This is a genomic window from Sphingorhabdus pulchriflava (assembly GCF_003367235.1).
In the GTDB taxonomy this organism is placed as follows: Bacteria; Pseudomonadota; Alphaproteobacteria; order Sphingomonadales; family Sphingomonadaceae; genus Sphingorhabdus_B; species Sphingorhabdus_B pulchriflava.
In genome coordinates this window covers 1,633,857-1,655,973 of the sequence record NZ_QRGP01000001.1, presented here as the reverse complement: position 1 = coordinate 1,655,973, position 22,117 = coordinate 1,633,857, and the positions used below count along the sequence as shown (strand labels likewise).

At 58.4% G+C, this 22,117-nt stretch carries 26 protein-coding genes; 16 read left to right on the top strand and 10 right to left on the bottom strand.

Annotation, left to right across the window (positions count from 1 at the left end):
* The first annotated feature begins 12 nt into the window (after nucleotides 1-12).
* The 5 genes from DXH95_RS08210 to DXH95_RS08190 all read left to right on the top strand — a co-directional run bounded on the left by DXH95_RS08210 (nucleotide 13) and on the right by DXH95_RS08190 (nucleotide 2,663).
* Nucleotides 13-330: an AtpZ/AtpI family protein gene (locus DXH95_RS08210; protein ID WP_115548872.1), complete on the top strand. Its 318-nt coding sequence runs from the start codon at nucleotides 13-15 to the stop codon at nucleotides 328-330.
* Nucleotides 331-431: 101 nt separating this feature from the next.
* Nucleotides 432-1,187, top strand: coding sequence for a F0F1 ATP synthase subunit A (locus DXH95_RS08205; protein ID WP_181883643.1), 756 nt, complete (start codon nucleotides 432-434; stop codon nucleotides 1,185-1,187).
* Nucleotides 1,188-1,239: 52 nt separating this feature from the next.
* On the top strand, nucleotides 1,240-1,467 hold the full coding sequence (locus DXH95_RS08200; RefSeq protein WP_115548870.1) for a F0F1 ATP synthase subunit C: 228 nt from the start codon (nucleotides 1,240-1,242) through the stop codon (nucleotides 1,465-1,467).
* Nucleotides 1,468-1,557: 90 nt separating this feature from the next.
* Nucleotides 1,558-2,046 carry a F0F1 ATP synthase subunit B family protein gene (locus DXH95_RS08195; protein ID WP_115548869.1) on the top strand — a complete coding sequence of 163 codons (489 nt, stop codon included), beginning with the start codon at nucleotides 1,558-1,560 and terminating at the stop codon, nucleotides 2,044-2,046.
* Nucleotides 2,046-2,663 carry a F0F1 ATP synthase subunit B family protein gene (locus tag DXH95_RS08190; RefSeq protein ID WP_239016583.1) on the top strand — a complete coding sequence of 206 codons (618 nt, stop codon included), beginning with the start codon at nucleotides 2,046-2,048 and terminating at the stop codon, nucleotides 2,661-2,663. Before DXH95_RS08195 ends, DXH95_RS08190 begins: the two co-directional genes overlap by 1 nt.
* 159 nt (nucleotides 2,664-2,822) lie before the next feature.
* On the opposite strand, the gene DXH95_RS08185 is transcribed toward DXH95_RS08190, so the two are convergent.
* On the bottom strand, nucleotides 2,823-3,548 hold the full coding sequence (locus tag DXH95_RS08185) for an SDR family oxidoreductase (RefSeq protein WP_115548868.1): 726 nt from the start codon (nucleotides 3,546-3,548) through the stop codon (nucleotides 2,823-2,825).
* Between the two features lie 45 nt (nucleotides 3,549-3,593).
* Here DXH95_RS08185 and uvrC point away from each other — a divergent pair, with 45 nt between their 5' ends.
* On the top strand, nucleotides 3,594-5,534 hold the full coding sequence (uvrC, locus tag DXH95_RS08180) for an excinuclease ABC subunit UvrC (RefSeq protein ID WP_115548867.1): 1,941 nt from the start codon (nucleotides 3,594-3,596) through the stop codon (nucleotides 5,532-5,534).
* Nucleotides 5,534-6,424, top strand: coding sequence for an alpha/beta fold hydrolase (locus tag DXH95_RS08175; protein WP_115548866.1), 891 nt, complete (start codon nucleotides 5,534-5,536; stop codon nucleotides 6,422-6,424). Before uvrC ends, DXH95_RS08175 begins: the two co-directional genes overlap by 1 nt.
* 98 nt (nucleotides 6,425-6,522) lie before the next feature.
* Here DXH95_RS08175 and DXH95_RS08170 read toward each other — a convergent pair whose 3' ends face one another.
* Nucleotides 6,523-6,780, bottom strand: coding sequence for a YjhX family toxin (locus DXH95_RS08170; RefSeq protein ID WP_115548865.1), 258 nt, complete (start codon nucleotides 6,778-6,780; stop codon nucleotides 6,523-6,525).
* Between the two features lie 245 nt (nucleotides 6,781-7,025).
* On the opposite strand from DXH95_RS08170, the gene DXH95_RS08165 reads away from it, so the two are divergent.
* Entirely contained in the window at nucleotides 7,026-8,129 is a 1,104-nt protein-coding gene (locus tag DXH95_RS08165) for an AI-2E family transporter (RefSeq protein ID WP_115548864.1), read from the top strand.
* Here the strand turns inward: DXH95_RS08165 and DXH95_RS08160 are convergent.
* The 6 genes from DXH95_RS08160 to DXH95_RS08135 all read right to left on the bottom strand — a co-directional run bounded on the left by DXH95_RS08160 (nucleotide 8,126) and on the right by DXH95_RS08135 (nucleotide 12,873).
* Entirely contained in the window at nucleotides 8,126-8,458 is a 333-nt protein-coding gene (locus DXH95_RS08160; protein ID WP_115548863.1) for a TraR/DksA family transcriptional regulator, read from the bottom strand. The two genes, DXH95_RS08165 and DXH95_RS08160, sit on opposite strands and share 4 nt — an antisense overlap.
* 2 nt (nucleotides 8,459-8,460) lie before the next feature.
* Nucleotides 8,461-8,712 (bottom strand): HP1242/YdcH family protein, encoded by a 252-nt coding sequence (locus DXH95_RS08155; RefSeq protein WP_115548862.1) that lies wholly within the window; start codon nucleotides 8,710-8,712, stop codon nucleotides 8,461-8,463.
* A 92-nt stretch (nucleotides 8,713-8,804) separates the two neighbouring features.
* Nucleotides 8,805-9,218: a hypothetical protein gene (locus DXH95_RS08150; RefSeq protein WP_115548861.1), complete on the bottom strand. Its 414-nt coding sequence runs from the start codon at nucleotides 9,216-9,218 to the stop codon at nucleotides 8,805-8,807.
* Nucleotides 9,219-9,265: 47 nt separating this feature from the next.
* Nucleotides 9,266-9,928, bottom strand: coding sequence for an endonuclease III (nth, locus tag DXH95_RS08145; protein ID WP_115548860.1), 663 nt, complete (start codon nucleotides 9,926-9,928; stop codon nucleotides 9,266-9,268).
* Nucleotides 9,929-9,935: 7 nt separating this feature from the next.
* Complete coding sequence (astD, locus tag DXH95_RS08140) at nucleotides 9,936-11,387, bottom strand: succinylglutamate-semialdehyde dehydrogenase (protein WP_115548859.1); 1,452 nt, start codon at nucleotides 11,385-11,387, stop codon at nucleotides 9,936-9,938.
* 100 nt (nucleotides 11,388-11,487) lie between these two features.
* Nucleotides 11,488-12,873, bottom strand: a complete 1,386-nt coding sequence (locus DXH95_RS08135) for a protein adenylyltransferase SelO family protein (protein ID WP_115549475.1) — start codon at nucleotides 12,871-12,873, stop codon at nucleotides 11,488-11,490.
* A gap of 40 nt (nucleotides 12,874-12,913) precedes the next feature.
* Here DXH95_RS08135 and DXH95_RS08130 point away from each other — a divergent pair, with 40 nt between their 5' ends.
* From DXH95_RS08130 to DXH95_RS08105, 6 genes are all read left to right on the top strand, one after another.
* The gene (locus DXH95_RS08130) at nucleotides 12,914-13,771 is read left to right on the top strand and encodes an alpha/beta fold hydrolase (RefSeq protein WP_115548858.1); all 858 of its coding nucleotides are present in this window, start codon (nucleotides 12,914-12,916) and stop codon (nucleotides 13,769-13,771) included.
* Between the two features lie 69 nt (nucleotides 13,772-13,840).
* Entirely contained in the window at nucleotides 13,841-14,692 is an 852-nt protein-coding gene (locus DXH95_RS08125; protein ID WP_220272244.1) for an alpha/beta hydrolase-fold protein, read from the top strand.
* Nucleotides 14,693-14,785: 93 nt separating this feature from the next.
* The gene (locus DXH95_RS08120) at nucleotides 14,786-15,214 is read left to right on the top strand and encodes a hypothetical protein (RefSeq protein ID WP_115548857.1); all 429 of its coding nucleotides are present in this window, start codon (nucleotides 14,786-14,788) and stop codon (nucleotides 15,212-15,214) included.
* A gap of 113 nt (nucleotides 15,215-15,327) precedes the next feature.
* A complete protein-coding gene (locus DXH95_RS08115; RefSeq protein ID WP_115549473.1) occupies nucleotides 15,328-16,476 on the top strand; it encodes a glycosyltransferase family 4 protein in 1,149 nt (382 codons plus the stop codon).
* 70 nt (nucleotides 16,477-16,546) lie between these two features.
* Entirely contained in the window at nucleotides 16,547-17,950 is a 1,404-nt protein-coding gene (locus tag DXH95_RS08110) for an NAD(P)H-dependent flavin oxidoreductase (RefSeq protein WP_115548856.1), read from the top strand.
* 67 nt (nucleotides 17,951-18,017) lie between these two features.
* Nucleotides 18,018-18,350, top strand: coding sequence for a PilZ domain-containing protein (locus tag DXH95_RS08105; RefSeq protein WP_115548855.1), 333 nt, complete (start codon nucleotides 18,018-18,020; stop codon nucleotides 18,348-18,350).
* 12 nt (nucleotides 18,351-18,362) lie between these two features.
* Here the strand turns inward: DXH95_RS08105 and DXH95_RS08100 are convergent, their stop codons facing one another.
* Together DXH95_RS08100 and DXH95_RS08095 are read right to left on the bottom strand one after the other, a co-directional pair.
* Nucleotides 18,363-19,670 carry an ammonium transporter gene (locus tag DXH95_RS08100; protein ID WP_239016582.1) on the bottom strand — a complete coding sequence of 436 codons (1,308 nt, stop codon included), beginning with the start codon at nucleotides 19,668-19,670 and terminating at the stop codon, nucleotides 18,363-18,365.
* Nucleotides 19,671-19,773: 103 nt separating this feature from the next.
* Nucleotides 19,774-20,772 carry a 2-hydroxyacid dehydrogenase gene (locus DXH95_RS08095; protein WP_115548854.1) on the bottom strand — a complete coding sequence of 333 codons (999 nt, stop codon included), beginning with the start codon at nucleotides 20,770-20,772 and terminating at the stop codon, nucleotides 19,774-19,776.
* 109 nt (nucleotides 20,773-20,881) lie between these two features.
* Between DXH95_RS08095 and DXH95_RS08090 the strand changes: the two genes are divergently transcribed.
* Nucleotides 20,882-21,355, top strand: a complete 474-nt coding sequence (locus DXH95_RS08090) for an SH3 domain-containing protein (protein WP_115549471.1) — start codon at nucleotides 20,882-20,884, stop codon at nucleotides 21,353-21,355.
* A 66-nt stretch (nucleotides 21,356-21,421) separates the two neighbouring features.
* On the top strand, nucleotides 21,422-22,096 hold the full coding sequence (locus tag DXH95_RS08085; RefSeq protein WP_115548853.1) for a hypothetical protein: 675 nt from the start codon (nucleotides 21,422-21,424) through the stop codon (nucleotides 22,094-22,096).
* Nucleotides 22,097-22,117: the final 21 nt, after the last annotated feature.

Genomic DNA, 22,117 nt, shown 5'->3' with positions numbered 1-22,117 from the left:
AGGAGGAATTGCATGGCTTCAGAAGATCCCGCGCAGGATGGCAACGGCACAAAAGACCCTCGGCTCGATTCGTTAGACATGCAGCTGAAAATGGTCCGGAAGGCCGAGGCAGAACGTACGGGACAAGACGTGCCCCCGGCCAAAGGAATGCGGCAGGGGAACCGGGTCTTGACCGAACTGATCGCCGGTCCTGCGGGTGGTGCTCTTGTCGGCTGGTTGTTCGACCAGCTGTTTGACACCGCGCCAGCGCTTCTGTTGGTCTGCATGTTTTTGGGCATCGCAGTCGCCTTCAGGAATATATACAAGATTTCGCAGGAGCGTCCTGAATAACACTGGGCGTTCTAGTCGTATAAACGCGGCCCCGCTTGCGGGGCTGTTGGCATAAGCAGGGTACGGAAAAAGTGGCAGGCGAAAGCGGCAAAATCGATCCGATGCACCAGTTCCAGATTGAGCCTTTGGCGAAGCTGGACCTTTTTGGTTACGACATCTCGTTCACCAACTCGTCTCTGTTCATGCTCGTCGTGCTGGCTGCCATCTGGGTCTTCATGGCCGGTGGCATGAAGCGCGAACTGGTTCCCGGCCGCTGGCAGATGGCCGTCGAAGGCGTCACCGGCTTTATCAACAACATGATGAGCTCGAGCATCGGGCCCGAGGGCAAGAAATATGTGCCCTTGGTCTTCTCGCTTTTCATGTTCATCCTTTTTGCGAATTTCATGGGCATGATGCCGATCGGTATCGTTCCCGGCGCGCATGCCTTCACCGTAACCAGCCACCTGACAGTCACTGCGGTGCTCGCCGTACTCAGCTTCGGTACAGTACTGGTAGTCGGCCTTTGGAAGCATGGCCTGCATTTCTTCAGCCTGTTCGTGCCGCATGGCACGCCCTGGTGGCTGCTCTGGCTCATTCCGCTGATCGAGCTCTTCTCTTTCCTCATCCGCCCATTCAGCCTCGCGCTCCGTCTTTTCGTCGCGATGACGGCGGGCCACGTGCTGATGAAAGTGCTTGCAGGCTTCGTGATCAACGGCCTCAATGCCGAAGCGCTTTGGGTTGCCCCGCTGGTCGCTCTCCCCTCTTTCATCCTGATGATCGGTATCACCCTGCTTGAACTGCTGGTGTGCGCCATTCAGGCCTATGTCTTTGCGCTTTTGACCTCGCTCTACATCAATGACGCGGTCAATCTGCACTGAGTTTTTTCGACGATTTTTCAACCAAGTTTGAGTTTTAACAGGAGTTAGTATCATGGAAGCAGAAGCAGCAAAATTGATCGGTGCCGGTCTCGCAGCTATCGGTGCAGGCCTCGCAGCTGGCGGCGTGGGTAACGTCTTCGGTTCGTTCCTTCAGGGCGCATTGCGCAACCCGGCGGCTGCTGACAGCCAGCAGGGCCGTCTCTTCATCGGCTTCGCGGCTGCCGAACTTCTCGGTCTGCTCGCGTTCGTCGTGGCGATGATCCTGATCTTCGTTGCCTAAGAGTTTTTAGGGGAGGATACCCCGGCGCATTGACGCCGGGGACCACTTTCCCGAAAATTTGAATAACCCTCCATTCAGCGAGCGGATCAAATGCCTCAAATCGCCCAGATACTGGAAACCTATGCCTCGCAGTTCTTTTGGATGCTGCTGGTTTTCGGCATTCTCTATTTCGTGATTGGCCGCGGCATGGTGTCGAAAATCGACGCCAATGTCGAAGCCCGCGACCGCAAGATTGCCGATGACCTTGCTGCTGCCGAAAAGGCACGAGCCGAAGCCGACGGACTGGTAGCGGGCGGAAGCGACGCATTGAACGCCGCTCGCGGTGAAGCTCAAGCCAAGGCGGCTGCCGCCAAGGCCAAGGGTGCCAAGGATGCCGAGGCGCGTCTTGCCAAAGCGGACGCAGAAATCTCGGCCAAACTGGCAGCAGCTGAAGCCGATCTTGCCAAGGCACGTGCCAAGGCGATGGCGGGAATCGAAAATGTCGCATCTGAAGCCGCAGTCGACATCGTCGCCAAGGTTTCGGGTGCCAAGGTCAGCGCTGCTCAGGCAGCGTCTGCAGTGAAGGCGGTATTGAGCTGATGACACAGGCAGCAGCCCCCGAAGCCATGGCCAATGAAAAGGCCGTGATCGACGACACCACCGTTGACGGCGCACCCGTTGCCGAAACGCACGCTACCACTGAGGCGCACGCTTCGCCGGAAGCACACGCCAAGCCAAAGGCGCTCGGCATGGACGCGACGATGTGGGTGGCGCTGGCGATGCTCGTCGTCATCGCTTTGTTCATCTGGAAGAAAGTGCCCGCCATGATCGGTGCGGCGCTCGACAAGCAGATTGAAGGCATCAAGGCGCAGCTCGATCAGGCGACCAACCTGCGCAAGGAAGCCGAAGCGATCAAGGCCGATTATGAAGCCAAGGCGAAGCAAGCTGCCAAGGATGCCGAAGCGATGAAGGCGCATGCCGAGGAAGAGGCCAAGGCAATCGTGGCCAAGGCCAAAACCGACGCGACCGCGATGATTGCGCGTCGGGCCAAGTCAGCCGAAGACAAGATCGCGGCTGCAGAACGTGCGGCAATCGCCGATGTTCGCGCCAAGGCCGCCGCCGCCGCCGCTGCTGCCGCGGAAGCGCTGATCGCCAAGCATCACGACGCCAAGGCCGATGCCGGGCTGGTGGATGCGACGATTGCAAAGCTGAACTAAATACTCTCTCCCCTTCAGGGGAGAGATATGAAGCCTTTGCCGCGCAAGCGGCTTAGGCGAAGTTGAGAGGGGGAGTGCGAAAAACCCCTCTCCGTTGCGACTAACTCGCTTCGCTCGCAAGTCTCACGCCTCTCACCTGAAGGAGAGAGGATGTTTGCATCAATAATTGATCATGATCTTCCGCGCCAAGGCGGGCGATATGCTCTCCACAATCCGCAGCAGCTTGGTCATCCCGACATTCGCTTCTTTTGCGTTGGTCTCCATCGCGTCGACAATCTGTGCCGCGCAGTCCGTTGCGGACATTTTCTTCTTGCCACCGCGCCCTGCCGTTAGCTTGGTTTCGACCACAGGCGGCAGTACCTCCAGCACATGGATCGCGGTGTCGCGCAACTGGTGGCGCAGCGCGAGCGTATAGCTGCGGAGCCCTGCTTTGGTGGCACAATAGATCGGTCCCCCGGAACGTGGCGCAATGGCGAGGCCCGATGTCACATTGACGATCATCGCCTCGGGCCGGGATTTCAGCGCCGGCATCAGGTTCGTAATCAGGTGGATGGGGGCATTCAGGTTAGCCGCGATGCAGCGGTCATTATCCGCCAGATCTGGCATAGCCTCGCGGAAATCATGGTCGCTGCCAAGGCCGGCATTGTTGATCAATATATCGATATTCCGCCCTTTGACCGCAGACAGGATAGCATCGACTCCCGCTTGCGACGACAGGTCGGCGGCAATGACTTCATAGCCCGCCACTTTGGCTGCCTCGATCCGCTCCGGCGTACGACCGGTGACGATCACCGTCGCGCCCTTCGCCTTGAGTTGACCCGCGAGTTCGCGGCCTATGCCGTCGGTGCCACCGGTCAATAATATGGTCTTTCCCGAAACTTGCATCTAATGTCTCCTCTACGCACAATTTAAGTAGCATTTTGAAACTAAATGTCAAAGGCCGACCGTCCAGATCTTCCCAATGCAGCCTCGCGTTTCAACGAAGAAGCGCAGACTTATGCCGTGCGCGGCGCTGACCAGCCCGATCTGGAGGGCGGGGTGGCGGCGATCCGCAATGTGCTGAAGACGCTTCCGGCGAAACCCGGCGTCTACCGCATGCACGATGCGCGCGGCGATGTGCTCTATGTGGGGAAGGCGCGCGCGCTTAAAAATCGCGTCACCAATTACACGCAGGTGGATCGGCTGCCCAACCGGCTGCGGCGCATGGTCTCGCTGACGCGCAGCATGACGATTGTTACCACCAACAGCGAGGCGGAGGCGCTGCTTCTCGAGGCGCAGTTGATCAAGCGCTATCGCCCTGCCTACAACGTCCTGCTGCGCGACGACAAAAGTTTCCCCTTCATCCTGCTCCGCGCCGACCATGATTTCCCGCGCATCCAGAAACATCGCGGGGCGCGGCGGCATAAGGGTGAATATTACGGGCCCTTCGCCAGCGCCGGTTCAGTCAACGTCACATTGAACGCGCTCGAAAAGCTGTTTTTGCTGCGCAGCTGCACCGACAGTTTCTTCAACAACCGCGACCGGCCCTGTTTGCTCTACCAGATCAAGCGCTGCTCGGCGCCCTGTGTGGGCCGTATCGACAAGCCGGGCTATGCTGAGCTGGTGGCGGATGCCAAGGCTTTCCTAGGCGGCAAATCGACCGCGGTGCAGGCCAAGCTGGCGAAGGAGATGGAGGGGGCAGCCGAAGCACTCGATTTCGAACGCGCGGCGCTGTTGCGCGATCGTCTTAAGGCACTGACCTTCATCCAGGGGAGCCAGGCGATCAATGCAGCGGGGATTGGCGATGCCGATATCTTCGCGCTGGCGCACAAGCAGGGCGTGATTGGCATCCAGGCCTTCTTCATCCGGGGCGGGCAGAATTGGGGGCACCGCGCTTTCTTCCCCGCGCACATTCAGGACAGCAGCGAGGAAGAGGTGCTGACACTGGTGCTCGCGCAGTTTTACGAGGAAGTGCCACCCGCGCGGCTGCTGCTGCTCGACCGAGACCTGCCCGAGGCCGAATTGCTGGCCGAAGCGCTGAGCGACCGGGCAGGACGCAAAGTCGAAATCGCTGTTCCGCAGCGCGGCGACCGGGTGCGGCTGGTGGCGCAGGCAAAGCGCAATGCCGAGGAAGCGCTCGACCGGCGGCTGGCAGAAACGACGACGCAGGGCAAGCTGCTGCGCGAAGTGGCCGAACTGTTCGACCTGTCCGAACCGCCGCAGCGGATCGAGATTTACGACAACAGCCATATCCAGGGCAGCAATGCACTCGGCGCGATGGTGGTTGCGGGGCCAGAGGGCTTCATCAAGGGCCAGTATCGCAAGTTCAACATCAAGCAGGCCGCGACCGATGATGACTTTGCGATGATGCGCGAGGTGATGGAGCGGCGCTTCTCCCGCGCGCAGGAGGAGGATCCGGATCGGGACAAGGGCGAATGGCCCGACCTCGTCCTGATTGATGGCGGCAAGGGGCAGGTGAGCGCCGTGCGCGAAGTGTTCGAACGGCTCGGCATAGAGGATGTTCCCTTCATCGGCATCGCCAAGGGGCCGCATCATGGCCGCGAAGGACGCGAAGTCTTCCACTTCCCCGATGGCCGCGAACTGACCTTGCCAGTGAACGCGCCGGTGCTGTTCTACCTGCAACGGCTGCGCGACGAAGTGCACCGCTACGCCATCGGCGCGCACCGCACCAAACGGGCGAAGGCGATCACCGCCAGCCCGCTCGACGAAGTGCCGGGCATCGGTCCCGCGCGAAAGAAGGCGTTGCTGCTCCACTTCGGCACTGCCCGTGCGGTGCGCAGCGCAAGCCTTGAGGATTTACAGAAAGCGCCCGGTGTGTCAGCCGCGGTCGCGCAGACAGTGTATGATTTTTATCATGGGGAAGGGGAATAATGCCAACAATCACAGCCAACGGCATCAATCTATACTACGAAGACAATGGCCCCGCCGACGCTCCGGTGATCCTGCTCGTCATGGGGTTGGGCGCGCAGATGATTGCCTGGCCGGACGAGTTTGTTCAGGGCCTCGTCGGCAAGGGCTTCCGCGTTATCCGTTATGACAACCGCGATGTCGGCATGTCGCAGCGGATGGAAAAGGCAGCGACGCCCAATCTGATCTGGACGATGTTCAAGGCGCGGCTCGGCCTGCCGCTGGGCGTTGGCTATACGCTTTCCGATATGGCGAAGGACGGCATCGGGTTGCTCGATGCGCTGGGTATCCAGCGGGCGCATGTCGTTGGTGCGTCGATGGGCGGGATGATTGTGCAGCTGATGGCGGTGAACTATCGCGAGCGCCTGTTGAGCATGACCTCGATCATGTCCTCCAGCGGCGCACCCGGATTGCCCGGCCCGCGCGCGGATATTCGTCGAGGGATGATGGCTAACCGTCCATCGGGAGCCGACCGTGATGCGGCAGTCGCCTTTGGGGCCGCGCTGGTGAAATCCTTCTCCTATCCCGATCCCGCCCGCCCGGAAGATGCCCATGTCGAAATGACCGGACGCGCCTTTGATCGCGGCTATTATCCGATCGGCACAAGACGCCAGTTGCTCGCGATCCTTGCAGATGGCAGCCGCGTCGAGCGTTTGAAGACCATCACCACGCCGACACTCGTCGTCCATGGCGGTGCCGACCCACTGGTGCCAAAGGACGGCAGTGTCGATATCGCCCGCCATGTGCCGGGTGCTCGGCTGGAGATAATCGACGAAATGGCCCACGATTTGCCGCCGTCACAGGTGGACCGCATGGTGGAGTTGATTTCGGGACATGCAGTGGCAGCATCGTAGCAATACCGCAGCCCTGAGCCTGTCGAAGGGCGCCTCAAGGTTTGCGCTGAGACTGAGAAGCGCCCTTCGACAGGCTCAGGGCTACGGTAATAAACAAATCACCTGTTATCCAACTGCCCCCGCACGGCGCGTAACCCCTCTCGCGTGATGCGATAGGGCGCGCCGCCAGCACTGGCGATCAGCCTTTTGCGGCGCAGCTTCTGGAACACGGCTATGGTGCAATCGTCGAGCCGCCAGCCATCGCGGTTCATGCAATCGACCTCGATGATGCGGCCCTTGTCGTCAAAGCGGTGGATGATCGAACCGCCCTGCGCCAGCGCGTGCAATACGCGCTGTTCATATTTTGAAACATTCATGGAAAACCTGTCCGTTGAACGCGAAAAACAGGCCGGAACGCGCTGCGCGCTTCGGCTTTCACGATCGGTGATCAGCGTGAGCAGGTCACGCGCGCCGGTTCAACGGATGGCAATCTCTTGCATTATTCCCTCATCGGATTCGACTTCGAAATAACATCGAATAGCAGCGCCGCAAAGAGGCAAGCTGTGTTACCCGCCTAACTCTGCGCATGACATCGCGTTGATTTGACGTTAGTCCTCACCTTATGAACGACAAAGCCAAGCCCCAGCCGACGGCGGCCACGCCAGATACGCAGTTTGAGGATCGCGTGCTTGTCGGCTTTCTGCTCGCGGTTTCGCTGGCGATGGCCTGGATCGTCTGGCCGTTTTTCGGTGCGATCCTGTGGGCGCTTGTGGTGACGATTGCCTTTGCGCCGGTGCATGATCGGCTGCTGATGAAAATGCCCGCGCGCAAGAATACCGTCGCATCGCTCACACTGTTGCTGGTGATCGCACTGGTGATCATTCCCGCCTTCATCGTCGGCTCGTTGATGGTCGACGAGGCTTTGCGCACCTACGACTCCGTGCAAACCAAGGAAATCGACTTTGCCAAGCTGGGGCAGGAGTTGCAGGCCGTTATCCCGCAACGCTGGCAGGAAATGGCGGGGCGGTACATCACCCCTGATTTTGAGGAACTGCAGTCAAAGGCGAGTGCGCTGGTGACAAGTGGGGTGCAGATCATTGCGGGGCAGGCTGTCTCGGTTGGGCAGCGGGCGTTCAACTTTGCAATGGCGCTGGGTGTGATGCTCTATCTCACTTATTTCCTGCTGCGCGACGGCCGCCAGATTACCCGCCGGATCGGTGAGGCCATTCCGATGCGCGCCGAGCAACGCAAAGCCTTTTTCGACAAGTTCACCACGGTGATACGAGCAACGGTGAAGGGCAGCATCGTTGTTGCCATCGTTCAGGGCATTTTGGGTGGGCTGATATTCGCCTTTCTCGATATTCGGGCCGCCGTATTGTGGGGTGTGGTGATGGGGTTGTTCTCGCTGATTCCCGCTGTCGGCACCGGCATAATCTGGGTTCCAGTGTCGATCTATCTGCTGGCAACCGGCAGCATGTGGGAAGGCATTACACTTTTGTTGCTGGGCGTCTTCGTGATCAGCATGGTCGACAATGTCCTGCGCCCGATCCTCGTCGGACAGGATACGCAGATGCCCGACTATGTCGTACTGATTTCAACGCTGGGCGGGTTGAGCGTGCTGGGCATTAACGGCCTGATCGTCGGCCCTGTCATTGCTGCGATGTTCATTTCCGCATGGGAAATCTTTACCGAAAACAGGGCCGTTGCGCAACAAACCTCGACTTAGTGCTGTTCGACCTCGCGCGCACAATTGATGCAAAGGGCGGCTTCAGGGACGGCTTCCAGCCGCTTTTCGCCGACATCTTCGCCACAGCGGGTGCATTCGCCGTAAGTGCCGTCATCTACCCGAGCCAGCGCAGCCTTGACCGCTACAATTTCTCGCCCAAGCAGGGCATCCTGCCCTTCCAGCGCTTCGTCATCCTCACGCTCGGTCGCCTGTTCTTCAAAGTCGGCACTCAGCGGTTCGGCCAAGTCGGCCTCGATGCGCCCGGCCCTTGCTTCCAGTTCGGCCAGCCTTGCCTCGAGCCCGGATTTGACGCTTTTCAGATCGGTCATGCTTATGCTCCTGCCTTTGCAGCCGAAATCATAGCCGAAACCTGATCGAGAATCGACAGGCGTTCCTTTTTCAAGTCTTCGGTCCGTTCGTCAGATGCCGGTTCGATTCCGGATTCGATACGATGGATTTCGCGATTCAACTCGTGATAATGGTCCGCCAGCTTGGCAAAATGCGGGTCGTTGACCTTTAACTTGTGCAGCGTTTCCGCGTCGTTGGGAAATTCGGCGTGCAATTCGTGGGCTACGTGGGTCATATTCTGTCCTTATCGTTGGTCTGATAAAAACAGTCTGGCCCACTTTCCCAAGGTCCGCTTTGCGCAAGATCAAAGCTTTGCGACAGACAGCTCTATTTTGATTGCACTTTCTGCATCGGCTGGAATTTGCCCAACCCGCATCCTGCGCCTTCGTGCAGTCCGCCGCCGTAAGACTGCAGTACACGAATGGTATCAACACTGCACAACTGGTTCAGGCTGGTGCGATGTGAGAAACGCTCCTCAAAACCTAGGCTGGGGCAGCTATGGGGAAGGGTGTTGCGATACACCTTTCCGCCAGCCATTTTGAAATCGATCGTGCGATCGTCGATGACATTAGAAGACCGGACTTGCGATAGGGTGATGCAACTTACCGGTTCGCCACTTGGCTCATAGGCCGCCAGCGCTTTTGCCCGCCGTTCGCTGACGCTGCCTCCGGAAACCGCAGAGGTAGCGACGCTTCCGATGGCGATGGTTGTTGCAAGGGCCAATAGAAGTCGCTTTTTCATATCGCTTCCCTTTCTCCAGTCATCGCCAGACTATCGCCTGCTACAGCTTAACCCTTGCTGACCGGTTTGGATTTCGGTGCCGGGCTCTTTGGTTTGAACTTGCACAAGTCGGAAACTGCGCAGCGCCAGCACTCGGGCGTCCGCGCCTTGCAGACATAACGTCCGTGCAGGATCAGCCAATGGTGTGCGCCGAGGCGAAAGGGTGCAGGCGTTTTCTTGTCGAGCTGTTTCTCGACCGCCAGCGGCGTCTTGCCCTTGGCGAGGCCGGTGCGATTTCCGACTCGAAAGATATGGGTGTCGACCGCGAATGTCTCCGCGCCGAACGCTGTATTCATTACAACGTTGGCGGTCTTGCGGCCGACGCCGGGCAGCGCCTCGAGCAGGTCGCGATCGGCAGGCACCTCTCCGCCATGGTCGCGCACCAGAATTTTGGATAGCGCAATCACATTCTTTGCCTTGGCGTTGAACAGGCCGATGGTCTTGATATGCTGCTTCAGGCCTTCCTCTCCCAGTTCGACCATCTGCTGCGGCGTCTTGACGCTTTCGAACAATTTGCGCGTCGCCTTGTTCACGCCGACATCGGTCGCCTGTGCGGACAGGACGACCGCGACTAGCAACTGGTAATCATTGCCATATTCCAGTTCGGTCTCGGGCGACGGATTATCCTCCGCCAACCGACGGTAAAATTCGAAAATGTCCGCTTTGTTCATGCCGCCCTTATTTGGCGGATTCTACCGCGCTGTCATCGGAAAAAGCGACCATATCATCGCGCAGGCCGATACCGATCATCGCCCTTGGCACATCCGCTTCGGATGAAACGACGGGAAAAGCGCAATAATCTGCGGCATAATAGGCACTCGGGCGGTGATTGCCCGAAAGTCCCACACCTCCGAAAGGCGCAGCGGAGGAGGCACCATTGGTGGGTTGGTTCCAGTTGACGACACCGGCACGGCTGTTCGCCCAGAATTCATTATATTGCTCCGGCGTTCCGCCGATCAGCGAGGCGGAAAGGCCAAAGCGTGTGTTGTTCGCCTCGTCGATGGCCTCGCCAAATGTCGCGACGCGAACGACCTGCAGCAAGGGACCGAACAGTTCGATATCGGGCCGCTCGCGCATATCAGTGACATCGATGATGCCGGGGGACAGGAAGGGCCTTCCGGGCCGCGGCCTCGTCATGTGCCGGATCGGACGACCGCCATGGCTCATCAACGCCAGAAAGCTTTCGGTCAGGCCATCGGCGGCCTCATTGTCGATGACGGGCCCCATGAACGGTGGCACCTCTGCATGCGGTTCGTCGATCACCAGCCGATCAACCAGTCGCTTCAGCTCGGGAATGAACTGATCGTACAGGCTCTGTTTGATGATCAACCGTCGGGCGGCGGTGCAGCGTTGCCCTGCTGACAGGAAGGCCGATTGCACAACCAGCACGGCGGCGCTGTGCATGTCGTGTGTATCCCAGACAATGACCGGATTATTTCCGCCCATTTCAAGCGCCAGAATCTTGTCCGGGCGTGAAGCAAATTGCCGGTTAAGTGCAATGCCCGTCTGCGCGGATCCGGTAAACAGCAGGCCGTCCAATCCGGGATGGCCGGAAAGGGCCTTTCCGGTATCTGGCCCACCCTGCACGATATTAACTACACCGTCGGGTATCCCGGCCTTGCGGAAATATTCGACCAGCATCTCGCCAACGGCTGGTGTTTTCTCGCTCGGTTTGAAGACTATAGCGTTGCCGGCAATAAGCGCAGGAACGATATGCCCGTTGGGCAGATGCGCGGGGAAGTTATAAGGCCCCAGCACGGCCAGCACGCCATGCGGTTTGTGGCGAACGGCATTGCGCGTCCCCGGTTTACCATCGAAGCGGCGTTGCGAAGTGCGGTCGGCATAAGCCTTGACCGAGATATCGACCTTGTTGACGACGGATTCGACTTCGTTGCGCGCTTCCCATAGCGGCTTGCCCGTTTCGCGAGCGATACAGTCGGCAAAAATTTCGAGATCGGCCTTCACGCGGTTCCCGAACGACCGGACAATCGCAATCCTGTCACTCAGAGGGGCCGCCGCCCAATTGGGCCAGGCCGCCCGCGCGGCAGCAACCGCAGCGTCAACATCACTGGTCGTACCGCGCCACAGCTCGGCTCCCGTCGCAGGTTCGTAGGATACCAGTTCAGTCAAATCTTATATTGCCCTAACGCAATCATTTCATTGCCATTTACCATAGTTTGCCGCTTCCAGCTTTACATCAAGTAAATACTCCATCGTCTGGCATGTAAAATCACCTGTTTCTCAGCGCAGCGCCAAAGCGGCGCACCGCGTCGATTTTGCGCGATAGCGGCGCCCAGTCATCGTCGGACGCAATCGCTTGCCAGATTGCCTCCACCTCGTCGATCAGCATCGAACAGGGTTCATTCTCCCCCCAATAAGGCGTTGGCTGGGAAGCGACGGGTTCGAACTGGCCCAGAATTTCGTTGAAAGCGGCATAGCGTTCGCCGCCATAGCCCCGCTCCGATTGCACACCGCCACGATGATAGTGGAAGAAATCCGCAATCGGAATCGCGGCATCGATCATCGCCCGTTCGCCCGCTTCTACTAAGGCGCGATCCTTCTCAATACCTTTGGACGCCACCCCTAGTCGCCAGAGGAAACGTTCAACGATCGCCGCCTGAAACAGGGCCGGGAAGCGTTCCAGAGCCTCAACCAATGGCGGCGCTTCGCTTATCAGGCGTAACGAAATGGCCAGTTGTGCGAGGTTCCAGTGCATCGCCTCCGCCTGCCGGCCAAAGGCATAAAGCCCCTGATGGTCGAAATAGGCGGCGGTAAAGCGTGGGTCCCAATTGGGGTTGAAGCGCCACGGGCCATAATCAAAGCTTTCCCCGGTGACGTTGATATTGTCGCTGTTGAGTACGCCATGCACGAAGCCGGCCACCATGAAGCTGGCAGCTTGCTGTGCAATCCGTTCAACTGCTCCGTTCAGCAACTGAGCTGCCGGGTTCTCTCCTGGTTCCTGCTCATACAGGTGGATAAGGACGTAGCGCGTCAGCCGGTCAATCATCGCCGCATCATCTTCATAGGCCAGCCGCTGAAAAGCGCCGATCCGGATATGGCTATGGTTCAGCCGCACCAGCACCGCCGAACGGGTGGGGGACGGCTCATCATTGCGCGACAGTTCCTCACCCGTTTCGATAACCGAAAAGGTTTTTGATGTTTCGACGCCCAGTGCTTCGAGCATCTCTGTCGCCAGAATTTCGCGCACCGCGCCTTTCAGCGTCAGTCGCCCATCGCCATCGCGGCTATAGGGGGTGGTGCCCGAACCCTTTGTACCAAGATCAAGCAACCGCCCCAGATGGTCGCGCAACTGCGCAAACAGGAAACCGCGCCCGTCGCCAATGTCGGGATTATACACGCGAAACTGATGCCCGTGATAGCGCAGCGCCAACGGCTGCGGCAGATTGTCGGGCAAAGGCTTGAAGCGGGCGAAATGTTCAATCCATTCGGCATCGCTCAGCCCGTCGAGCCCGACTGTCGCCGCCCAGCGATCATTGCGGTAACGCAATATGGCTTTGGGAAAGTCGGCAGGCCGCACAGGATCACCAATTTTGTCGCCAAGGCTGGTGATTTTCGGATCAGCACGGTAGGGGGCGGGGGAGGGATTCACATTCATCGTCCGCAATGTCTGGGGGCAGCGGACCAGAAAGGCAAGCATGGCGGATTTCGAAGACGCCTATTGGTGGTCGGGCGACGAGTTGCGGCTGCATTATCGCGACTATGCCGGGCCGGCTTCTCGCGCGCCGCTGGTCTGTATGCCGGGCCTGACGCGCAACGCCCGTGATTTCGAACCCATTGCGCGCCTGCTCAATGGCAAGCGCCGTATGCTAGCGATCGACTTCCGCGGACGCGGCGAAAGCGCCTACGCCAAGGACCCGATGACATATGTCCCACTGACCTATGCGCAGGATATGGACATCCTGTTGCGCGAACTGGACCTCAAGAAATTCGTTCTGTGCGGCACCTCACTGGGCGGGATTGTCTCCATGCTGCTCGCTGCGCAGTGGAAAGACAGGCTTGCAGGCGTGATCCTGAACGATGTCGGCCCCGAAATCGGCAAGGCGGGAGCGGAGCGCATTCGGGGCTATGTCGGGCAAGGCCGAAGCTTCGAAACCTGGATGCACGCCGCCCGCGCGATGGCCGAGGTGCAAGGCGATATCTATCCCGACTATGGCCTCGAACAATGGCTGCGCTTTGCCAAGCGCACCTGCAAGCTGTCATCGAACGGCCGCATCGTGTTCGATTACGACATGAAGATATCGGAGCCTTTCAAATTGCCGGGCGGCGAAGCGGGTGTCGATCTGTGGCCGCTATTTTCTATGCTGGAAGATGTGCCCTTGCTCGTCCTGCGCGGCGAGAAATCGGATATTCTTGAGAAAGCAACCGCTGCGAAAATGGTGAAAAAGGCGAAGCAGGCGACGCTGGTGACGGTCAAAGGCATAGGCCATGCGCCTTCCTTGGATGAAGCCGAGGCGCAGAAAGCAATTGCGGAGTTTCTGGCCGGGATACGGTGATTTCATATTCGCGAGAGGTTTGAGAAATTGGCAGCATTTCTGAAAAAACCTTATCGCAAATGGTTGATCGTGATTCTGCTCCTGGCCGGAATCTATTATGCCTGGACACGCCTGACTGCGCCGCAGGGCGTGCAGAAGGTTGCTTACACACCGGCCCAAAAAAAGTGCCATTCCAAAGGGCAACTCAAATATTGCGTATACCGTGCAAAGGCGGGCACGAATGGCGATGTGGTTTATCATCTCCACGGACGCAATCTGGATGAGCAAATCTGGAACGACGATAGCTATTGGACATCGATGGTCCAAGCGAATTGGCAACGCGCCAAAGTTCTACCACCAACGGTTGTTGTTGTTTCCTATGGCTCGACTTGGTTGCTGGTTCCAAAGGGAAAGCAGCCGGACAGCGGGTTGCTCGACGACTTCGTGACGCGGCTGCCCGATATTGAGAAGAAGGCCGGCGTTCCCAAAAGGCGGCTGTTGCTCGGTGAATCAATGGGAGGGCTCAATGTCCTGATCGCCGGGCTGACCCACCCCGAAAAATTCGCAAAAATCGCGTCCTTGTGCCCTGGCGTTTATGCGATCTCGCCCTTTGATCCGTTTTCAAAGATGAAAAGCGCGCTGCAGCGAACCGGCGCAGATCCCAAAATCGGTTTCGGAATCTGGTGGATGGCGAAAATCCATGTGGCGACCGAAGCGGAATGGAAACGCATCTCGCCTTTGCAGCTTATAAAGCGCGCGGATGCACAATATCCGGCGTTGTACCTGTCGAACGGCTTGTACGATTCCTATGGCAATTTCGAAGGCGCACAAATGCTTGCGGAACGAGCCCAAGAACGCGGCGTTTCGGTCGAGTGGCACCCGCTCTATGGTGGCCATTGTGCGATCGACACATCGTCACTCGCGCGGTTTTTGATTTCATAGGCATTCGGGCTTGAAGCGTGGTTTTGGACAGCGCTTGTCGCTTTGGAGATAAAAACCTGTCCTACATCACCTATCCCATGCTCCTTTCCGGGCATGATCGAATCAACTCCACCGCCACCCGCACTGCTCCTCGCAGACGATGAATACCTCGCCTTTCCCGCCGTCCCCCAACTGCGCCATCGCCACAATGGCTGGACGCCGCCGCAGCAGGCGCGATTCATCTTGGCGCTGCAGGCGATGGGTTCGGTTAGCGCGGCGGTCAAGGCCGTTGGGATGAGCCGGAAGTCGGCATACGAACTGCTAGGCAGACCGGGGGCGGAGGGATTTGCGCGCAGTTGGGAACGCGCTCTGGAATCTGGAAGACAGCGCATGTTCGATGTCGCGATGGAACGCGCGATTAACGGCGTCACCACCATCCATGTCCAGCGCGGCGGATCGGTAAGCATCAAGGGCGGTGCAGATATGCGTTTGGTACAGGCGGCGCTGCGTGGCGCAGGCCATCCGATACGCGGCCATCGTTAAGGTGACACAGGTAACAACCGCCCCCCCACCTCCCGGTAACCTGTGTAACTTTATCGGGTCCTTTCACGAAATTGGCGACTTTTACGGACGACTGAATTATGGACGCTCGCGTTATGAAACCAGTTCGCATTCTCCATCTTTTCAGCAGCTTCGACCTTGGCGGAAAAGAGGCGCGCGCGGTGCGCCTGATGAACCATTTCGGGGGCAAGGCGAAACATAGCGTGTTGTCTGCCGTGCCCGACGCCTTGGGCGCGCGCGATGCGATTGATCGCAAGATCGAGGTCGAATTTCCCGGCGACGCGGCACCTGCTCTGCACGGTCGGCCGGGTATGGGGCGCTATCGCAAGCTTGCGCAATATATGAAGAAATTCCATCTGGTGCTCAGCTATAATTGGGGCGCGATGGACGGGGTGATGGCGCGCACTTTGCTCGGTTCGAGCATGGGGTTGCCACCGCTGATCCACCATGAGGATGGCTTCAATGAGGATGAATGGGAAAAGCTGAACTGGAAACGCAACTGGTTTCGCACCATTGCCTTGCAGCGTTCGGCAGCACTGGTTGTGCCTTCGCTGACGCTTGAAAAGATTGCCAAGCAGGTCTGGCACCAGCCGTCAGAGAAAATCTACCGTTTTCCCAATGGAGTAGATGTTCACCGCTATGAGAAGAAGCCGCAGCGCGGTTCCTTCCCCGGCTTTGTGAAGCGAGATGGTGAGATCATCGTCGGTACCATCGCCGGGCTTCGTGCGGTTAAAAACCTGCCCCGACTGGTACGCGCCGTGGCCGCCGCTGGTCCGAATTACCGGCTAGCGATCGCGGGCGAGGGGCCGGAACGGGCAGCGATAATGGCGGAGGCGCAGCGGCTTGGCATCGCCGACCGGTTGATGATGCCCGGATTCCTGAAAGACCCGGCACGCTTTGTCGGCCTGTTCGATATTTTTGCACTGTCTTCGGATAGCGAACAATATCCGATCTCGCTGGTTGAGGCGATGGCGGCCGCACGTCCGGTTGTGTCGACCAATGTCGGCGATGTGGCGGCGATGGTTTCTCGCGAAAACCGGCGGTTCATTGTTGCGCGAGAGGATGAGGCAGGTTTTGCCGCCGCTTTGCGCGAAATTGGCTCGAGCATCGAACTGCGCACCGAATTGGCTCATGCCAATTATGCGCGCGCGCTGGCCGAATATGGTGAGGCAGAAATGCTGGCACGCTATCAACAGCTGTACGGCGCGACCATGCGGCGCGCAGATTTTGCGCGACAAGATTGAGGCATTCGTTTAGCGAATCTTGCATCGGGGAAGACGCACCGCTTGGTGCAAAATGATAGGGGTAGTTTGAGTGTTCAAGGGTCTGAAACCCATTGTTTACGGTGGTCGCGAAGTCTGGCCGCTTATCGAAGGCGGCAAGGGTGTGGCCGCAACCAATCATGCAAGCTCTGGCGCCTGGGCCGCCGCTGGTGGAATCGGCACGGTATCCGCCGTCAACGCCGATAGCTATGACGACAATGGTGACATGATCCCGCAGGTTTTCTTCGGCAAGACCCGCGCAGAGCGCCACGAAGAGCTGGTCGAATATGGCATAAGAGGCGGCATTGCGCAGGTGAAGCGCGCTTATGATATTGCGGGCAGTACGGGTGCCATTAACATCAATGTGCTGTGGGAAATGGGCGGCGCACAGCGTATCCTCCACGGCATTCTCGAACAGACCAAGGGCCTCGTTACCGGCGTCACCTGCGGGGCAGGGATGCCTTACAAGCTGTCCGAAATTGCTGCGCAATATGGTGTCTATTATCTACCAATCATCAGCTCCGCCCGCGCCTTTCGCGCGCTGTGGAAGCGTGCTTATCACAAAGTGCCCGAATGGCTGGGTGCGGTGGTTTATGAGGACCCCTGGTTGGCAGGTGGCCATAATGGCCTGTCCAACGCCGAAGACCCGACCAAGCCCGAAGATCCCTATCCGCGCGTCAAGGCGCTGCGCGATACGATGCGGCAGGAAGGTATTCCCGACGAGCTGCCGATCGTAATGGCAGGCGGCGTCTGGTATCTGCGCGATTGGGAAAACTGGATCGACAATCCCGAACTTGGTCAGATCGCTTTCCAATATGGTACGCGGCCCCTGCTGACGCAGGAAAGCCCGATTCCGCAGGGCTGGAAAGACCATCTGACAAAGATTCCCGAAGGCGGTGTGTTGTTGCACAAATTTTCGCCCACCGGTTTTTATTCGAGCGCGGTCGTGAACCCGTTCCTGCAGCAATTGCAGGCGCGTTCCGAACGGCAGATACCCTATTCGACCGAGCAGGCGGGCGATCATACGGCGACGCTCGACGTCGGAGTGCGCGGCAAGAATTTCTGGGTGACGCCGCACGATCTGCAGCGCGCGCGTGAATGGGATGCACGCGGGTTTACGATGGCGCTGAAAACGCCGGACAACACCGTTATCTTTGTGAAGCCTGAAGAAGGCGCGGTGATCCGCAAGGACCAGACCGACTGCATGGGCTGCCTGTCGCATTGCGGTTTTTCGTCGTGGAAAGACCATGACAATAATTCGACCGGTCGCCTCGCCGACCCGCGCAGTTTCTGCATCCAAAAGGCGCTGCAGAATATCGCGCATGGCGAACCGATCGATGAAAACCTGATGTTTGCGGGGCACTCGGCCTATGAATTTGGGCGCGATCCATTTTATTCCAATGGCTTCGTGCCAACGGTGAAGCAGCTCGTCGACCGCATATTGACTGGCGACTAAGCCGGATTTTACATTTACCAATCGTTGACCTTGTCCCGGTAGACTTCGGTCTATTGGGGAACAGGGTATGGGTTTAGCAACATCCGCCTATCGTAAAGTGGCACCGGCACGGCTTGAACAGCGCGGTGCTGCGCGCCATCCCGTCGCCATCAAGCGCGCGAGCATAAGAGGGCATGGGCGACAATCCGCGGATGCCGAGTTGGACGACCTGTCGGTCTATGGCTGCCGCATATCAGTCGACGGAGAGTTCAAACCCGGCGAACGGCTTTGGCTGCGCTTTGCCGGTGGAAAGGCGATTGCTGCCAGCGCGGTCTGGTACGACGCTGGCAAGCTGGGTTGTCGCTTCGACGAGCCGCTGGAGCGCAACCTTTTCCGGTCGCTGACTTTGGTCTTTGACTGAGCGTCGAAACGCTCAGTCAAGATCCCAGGCCCGCTCGCCATGGCTCGAAATGTCGAGCCCATCGCGCTCCTGATCTTCGCTGACGCGCATCGGGATCACCATTGAAACCATATAGCCGACGATCACCGTCACCACTGCAGAATAAACCGCGACAATGCCAACGCCCTTCACTTGCGCCCATAGCTGGCTGCCCATCGCCATTCCTTCTGCATAGCCATTGCCACCAAATGTAGGCGAGACAAGGATTGCCAGCAAGATCGAGCCCATGATGCCGCCCACTCCATGCACCGCGAAGACATCAAGCGAGTCATCGATCTGCAATTTGCCTTTGACGAGGTGCACCGCGTAAAAACACACCAGACCTGCCAGCACGCCAAGGATGATAGCGCCCAATGGGCCCACTGAGCCTGATGCAGGGGTGATCGTTGCCAAACCCGCAACCGCACCGGTTGCAAAGCCCACGGCAGTTGCCTTGCCAACCTTGATTTTCTCCAGCAACATCCAGACCAGAGCCGCGACCGAAGCCGCCAGATGGGTAACAATGATCGCGGTGGCTGCGCCATCATCGTTAGCTGCCAGCGCCGAGCCGCCATTGAAACCAAACCAGCCCACCCACAGAAGGCCCGCACCCGCGACCGTCAGCGCAGGGCTATGCGGCAGCATCAGGGTGCGTGGAAACCCGATGCGCTTGCCCAGCATGAGTGCAACGACCAACGCCGAAATCCCGGCAGTAGTATGCACCACAATGCCCCCTGCAAAATCGATCACGCCCTGATTGGCGAGAAATCCATTACCCCAGACCCAGCGCGCGACTGGGACGTATACCAGCAAGCTCCACAAGGCGCTGAAAGCAACGACCCAGCCAAAACGCGCGCGCTCGACCCATGCTCCGACAATTAGTGCTGGCGTGATTATCGCAAAGGTCATCTGGAAGAGGCCGAAGACGAGCTCGCCAATGGTCTGTCCGTCGCGCATCGCAAACATGTTGCTGAACATCACGTTTTGCAGATTGCCGATAACTGTGCCCTCAGAGGCAGAAAATGCCAGACTGTAGCCTACGACGATCCAGAGCAGAGATGTGATTGCCGCAATAGCACCGCATTGGATGAGGACGGAGAGGAAGTTTTTTGTCCGCACCAGGCCGCCATAGAACAACGCCAAGCCGGGGAGCGTCATCATCAGTACAAGCGCAGAGGCGGTGAGGATCCAGGCGGTATCACCGCTGTCGGGGACGGCCTCGGCAACAACGTCCTGCGTGAAACCTGGGGCTGCCAACAACAATGTGCCGAAAAATGCAGCAATCTTGAACGAACCGCGCACGGCAAACCTCCCCGATATGTCGTTATTTTGGGCAGGTCTCTAAGCCAGCAGGTGGGTGCTCGCAATTGCTAATTGCGTGAAAATGTCAATTGTCGACAGGAAATTACGCCCAACCTTCAAGCACCTGATCGGGCGGGCGATGGCCGTCGGAAAATATCCGGATATTGGCGATAACCTTTTCACCCGATGCCTCGCGGCCTTCAAATGTTGCGCTGCCGAGGTGTGGCAACAGGACGACATTGGGAATGGAGAGGAAGCGCGGGTCGATGGCCGGTTCATGATTATACACATCAAGCCCCGCACCTGCGATCCGTCCGCGTGTCAGCGCCTCGATCAGGGCATCTTCATCCACGAGTTCGCCGCGCGAGCTGTTGATCAGATAGCCATCGCGTTTCATCAGCCCGATCCGCTCGCGGCTCATCAGCTTGTCGGTTTCGGTGGTCAGCGGGCAGTGCAGGGTGATGATGTCACTCTTCGCCACCAACCGGTCGAGGTCAGGCTCGAAGGTTACGCCCAACTCGTCCTCGATACTGGCAGGTAGGCGGTGGCGCTTGTTATAGAGAATGTTCAACCCAAAAGCGCGCGCGCGCAGCGCAACCGCTTCACCGATCCGACCAAAGCCGATAATGCCGAGCGTCTTGCCGCCAATGCGGTGGCCGAGCATGCCGGTCGGCGTCCAGCCTTTCCAATCGCCTGAGCGCATCATCCGGTGACCTTCGCCCAACCGGCGCGGGACATTGAGAATCAGTGCCATAGTCAGATCAGCGGTATCTTCGGTGAACACGCCGGGGGTGTTGGTGATGAGGATGCCTTTGGCTTTGGCTGCCGCTAGATCGATATGGTTTACGCCCGCGCCAAAATTTGCGAACATTTTGAGTGAAGCTGGCGCCCGGGCTATCAGGTCTGCGTCAATGCGGTCGGTGACCGTCGGAACCAATATATCCGCATGCTGCATGAGTTCCGCAATTTCATCTGCCGACATTTCATGATCGTCAGGATTGAAGCGGCAATCGAACAGTTCCGCCATGCGCGCCTCGATCTGAGGCAAAAGCTTGCGGGTTATAGCGACGCGCGGGCGTTCGATGCGTTGAAACTGGGTCATGTCGGCAACCCTATGGCGCGAAGAAAGGCGACGTCAAGCTATCACCCTTGAACTGTCGGTATTGCTTACACTATAGAGAAGGCACTGGGGCAGCAGGTTGTTGGAATATATGCAAAATATCGTAAAATTCATGATTGCCGTCGCATTGGTTGCCGCAGGGGGCAGCGCCATTGCGCAGTCAACCAAAAAGACGCCTTATTGGGCGTCGATTGACGAGCCCGAAGCGCGGACGCGTACCGGACCGAGCACCGAGTTTCCCGTGAAGTGGGTGTATAAAAGGCAATATCTGCCTGTGAAGGTCGTTTCAGTACATGAAGTCTGGCGCAAGGTTGAAGACCCTGACGGCGATCAGGGCTGGATGCATGTCCGATTGTTGAGCCCCGAACGCTCCGCCATCGTCACTGCTCCGGGCATATCCGTTCTGCGTGAACAACCGGCGGCGACGGCGCGCATTTCGTGGCGCGTTGAAAAAGGCGTCGTAGGTCGGATCGACGATTGTCAAAAGGGCTGGTGCCGCCTCGATATTGCCGGAAGGGTTGGCTATATCGAAACCGACCGTATCTGGGGCGAAGAAGTCCCTTGAGGACATTGCGTTTAGACAAAATTTGAAAAGCGGTGTTACAGCGGTCCCCGAAAGGACATCCATCGCGTGCCCGATTACACCGCCATAAAGCTGCTCGGAATTGCCGGTGTGCTGTCTTATGCGACGGCGCGGCTGGCGACGAAGGCGGGTGTAATCGGCTATAGCCGCTATACGCTGGTGGCCGTTCCGGTGAGCGGGATGCCCAAAATGCCGCGAGGATATCGTGTTGAACCGATATCTCCCGAGGCGCTCGCCAAGTTCACCATCGACGCCAATGTTGAAGAGCAAGCCCGCCGCTTTGCGCAGGGCCTGACTTGTCTGGCCGCCTATAATGCACGTGATGAATTTGTCGGCGTCACCTGGGTGGGAACCGGCCCGTTCGACGAAAGCATGGTGCATTTGCGCTTTGTTGTTCCGGAAACCGCGATTTGGGATACAGGCCTGTGGATTCACCCCGATCACCGGTTGGGGCGTGCGTTCGCTGCGCTGTGGGCGGGCACGGCGGAATGGATGCATGCGAAGGGGCGGGTCTGGTCGATGAGCTGGATCGCCGACTATAATCTGCCTTCACTGCTGTCACACCGGCGGATGCGATCGGCCACGGTCGGCCATATAACGACCGTTCGATTCTTCCGCTGGCAATATATGGCTGAAGGCATCCCGAAATTTGTGCGGATTGACCGCGGAGCGCCCGCCGAAATGCACATGCCTTTGCCGGAGTCTTCATTAGCGTTGGCCTGATTTGGGCAAGACTCTGCCAAC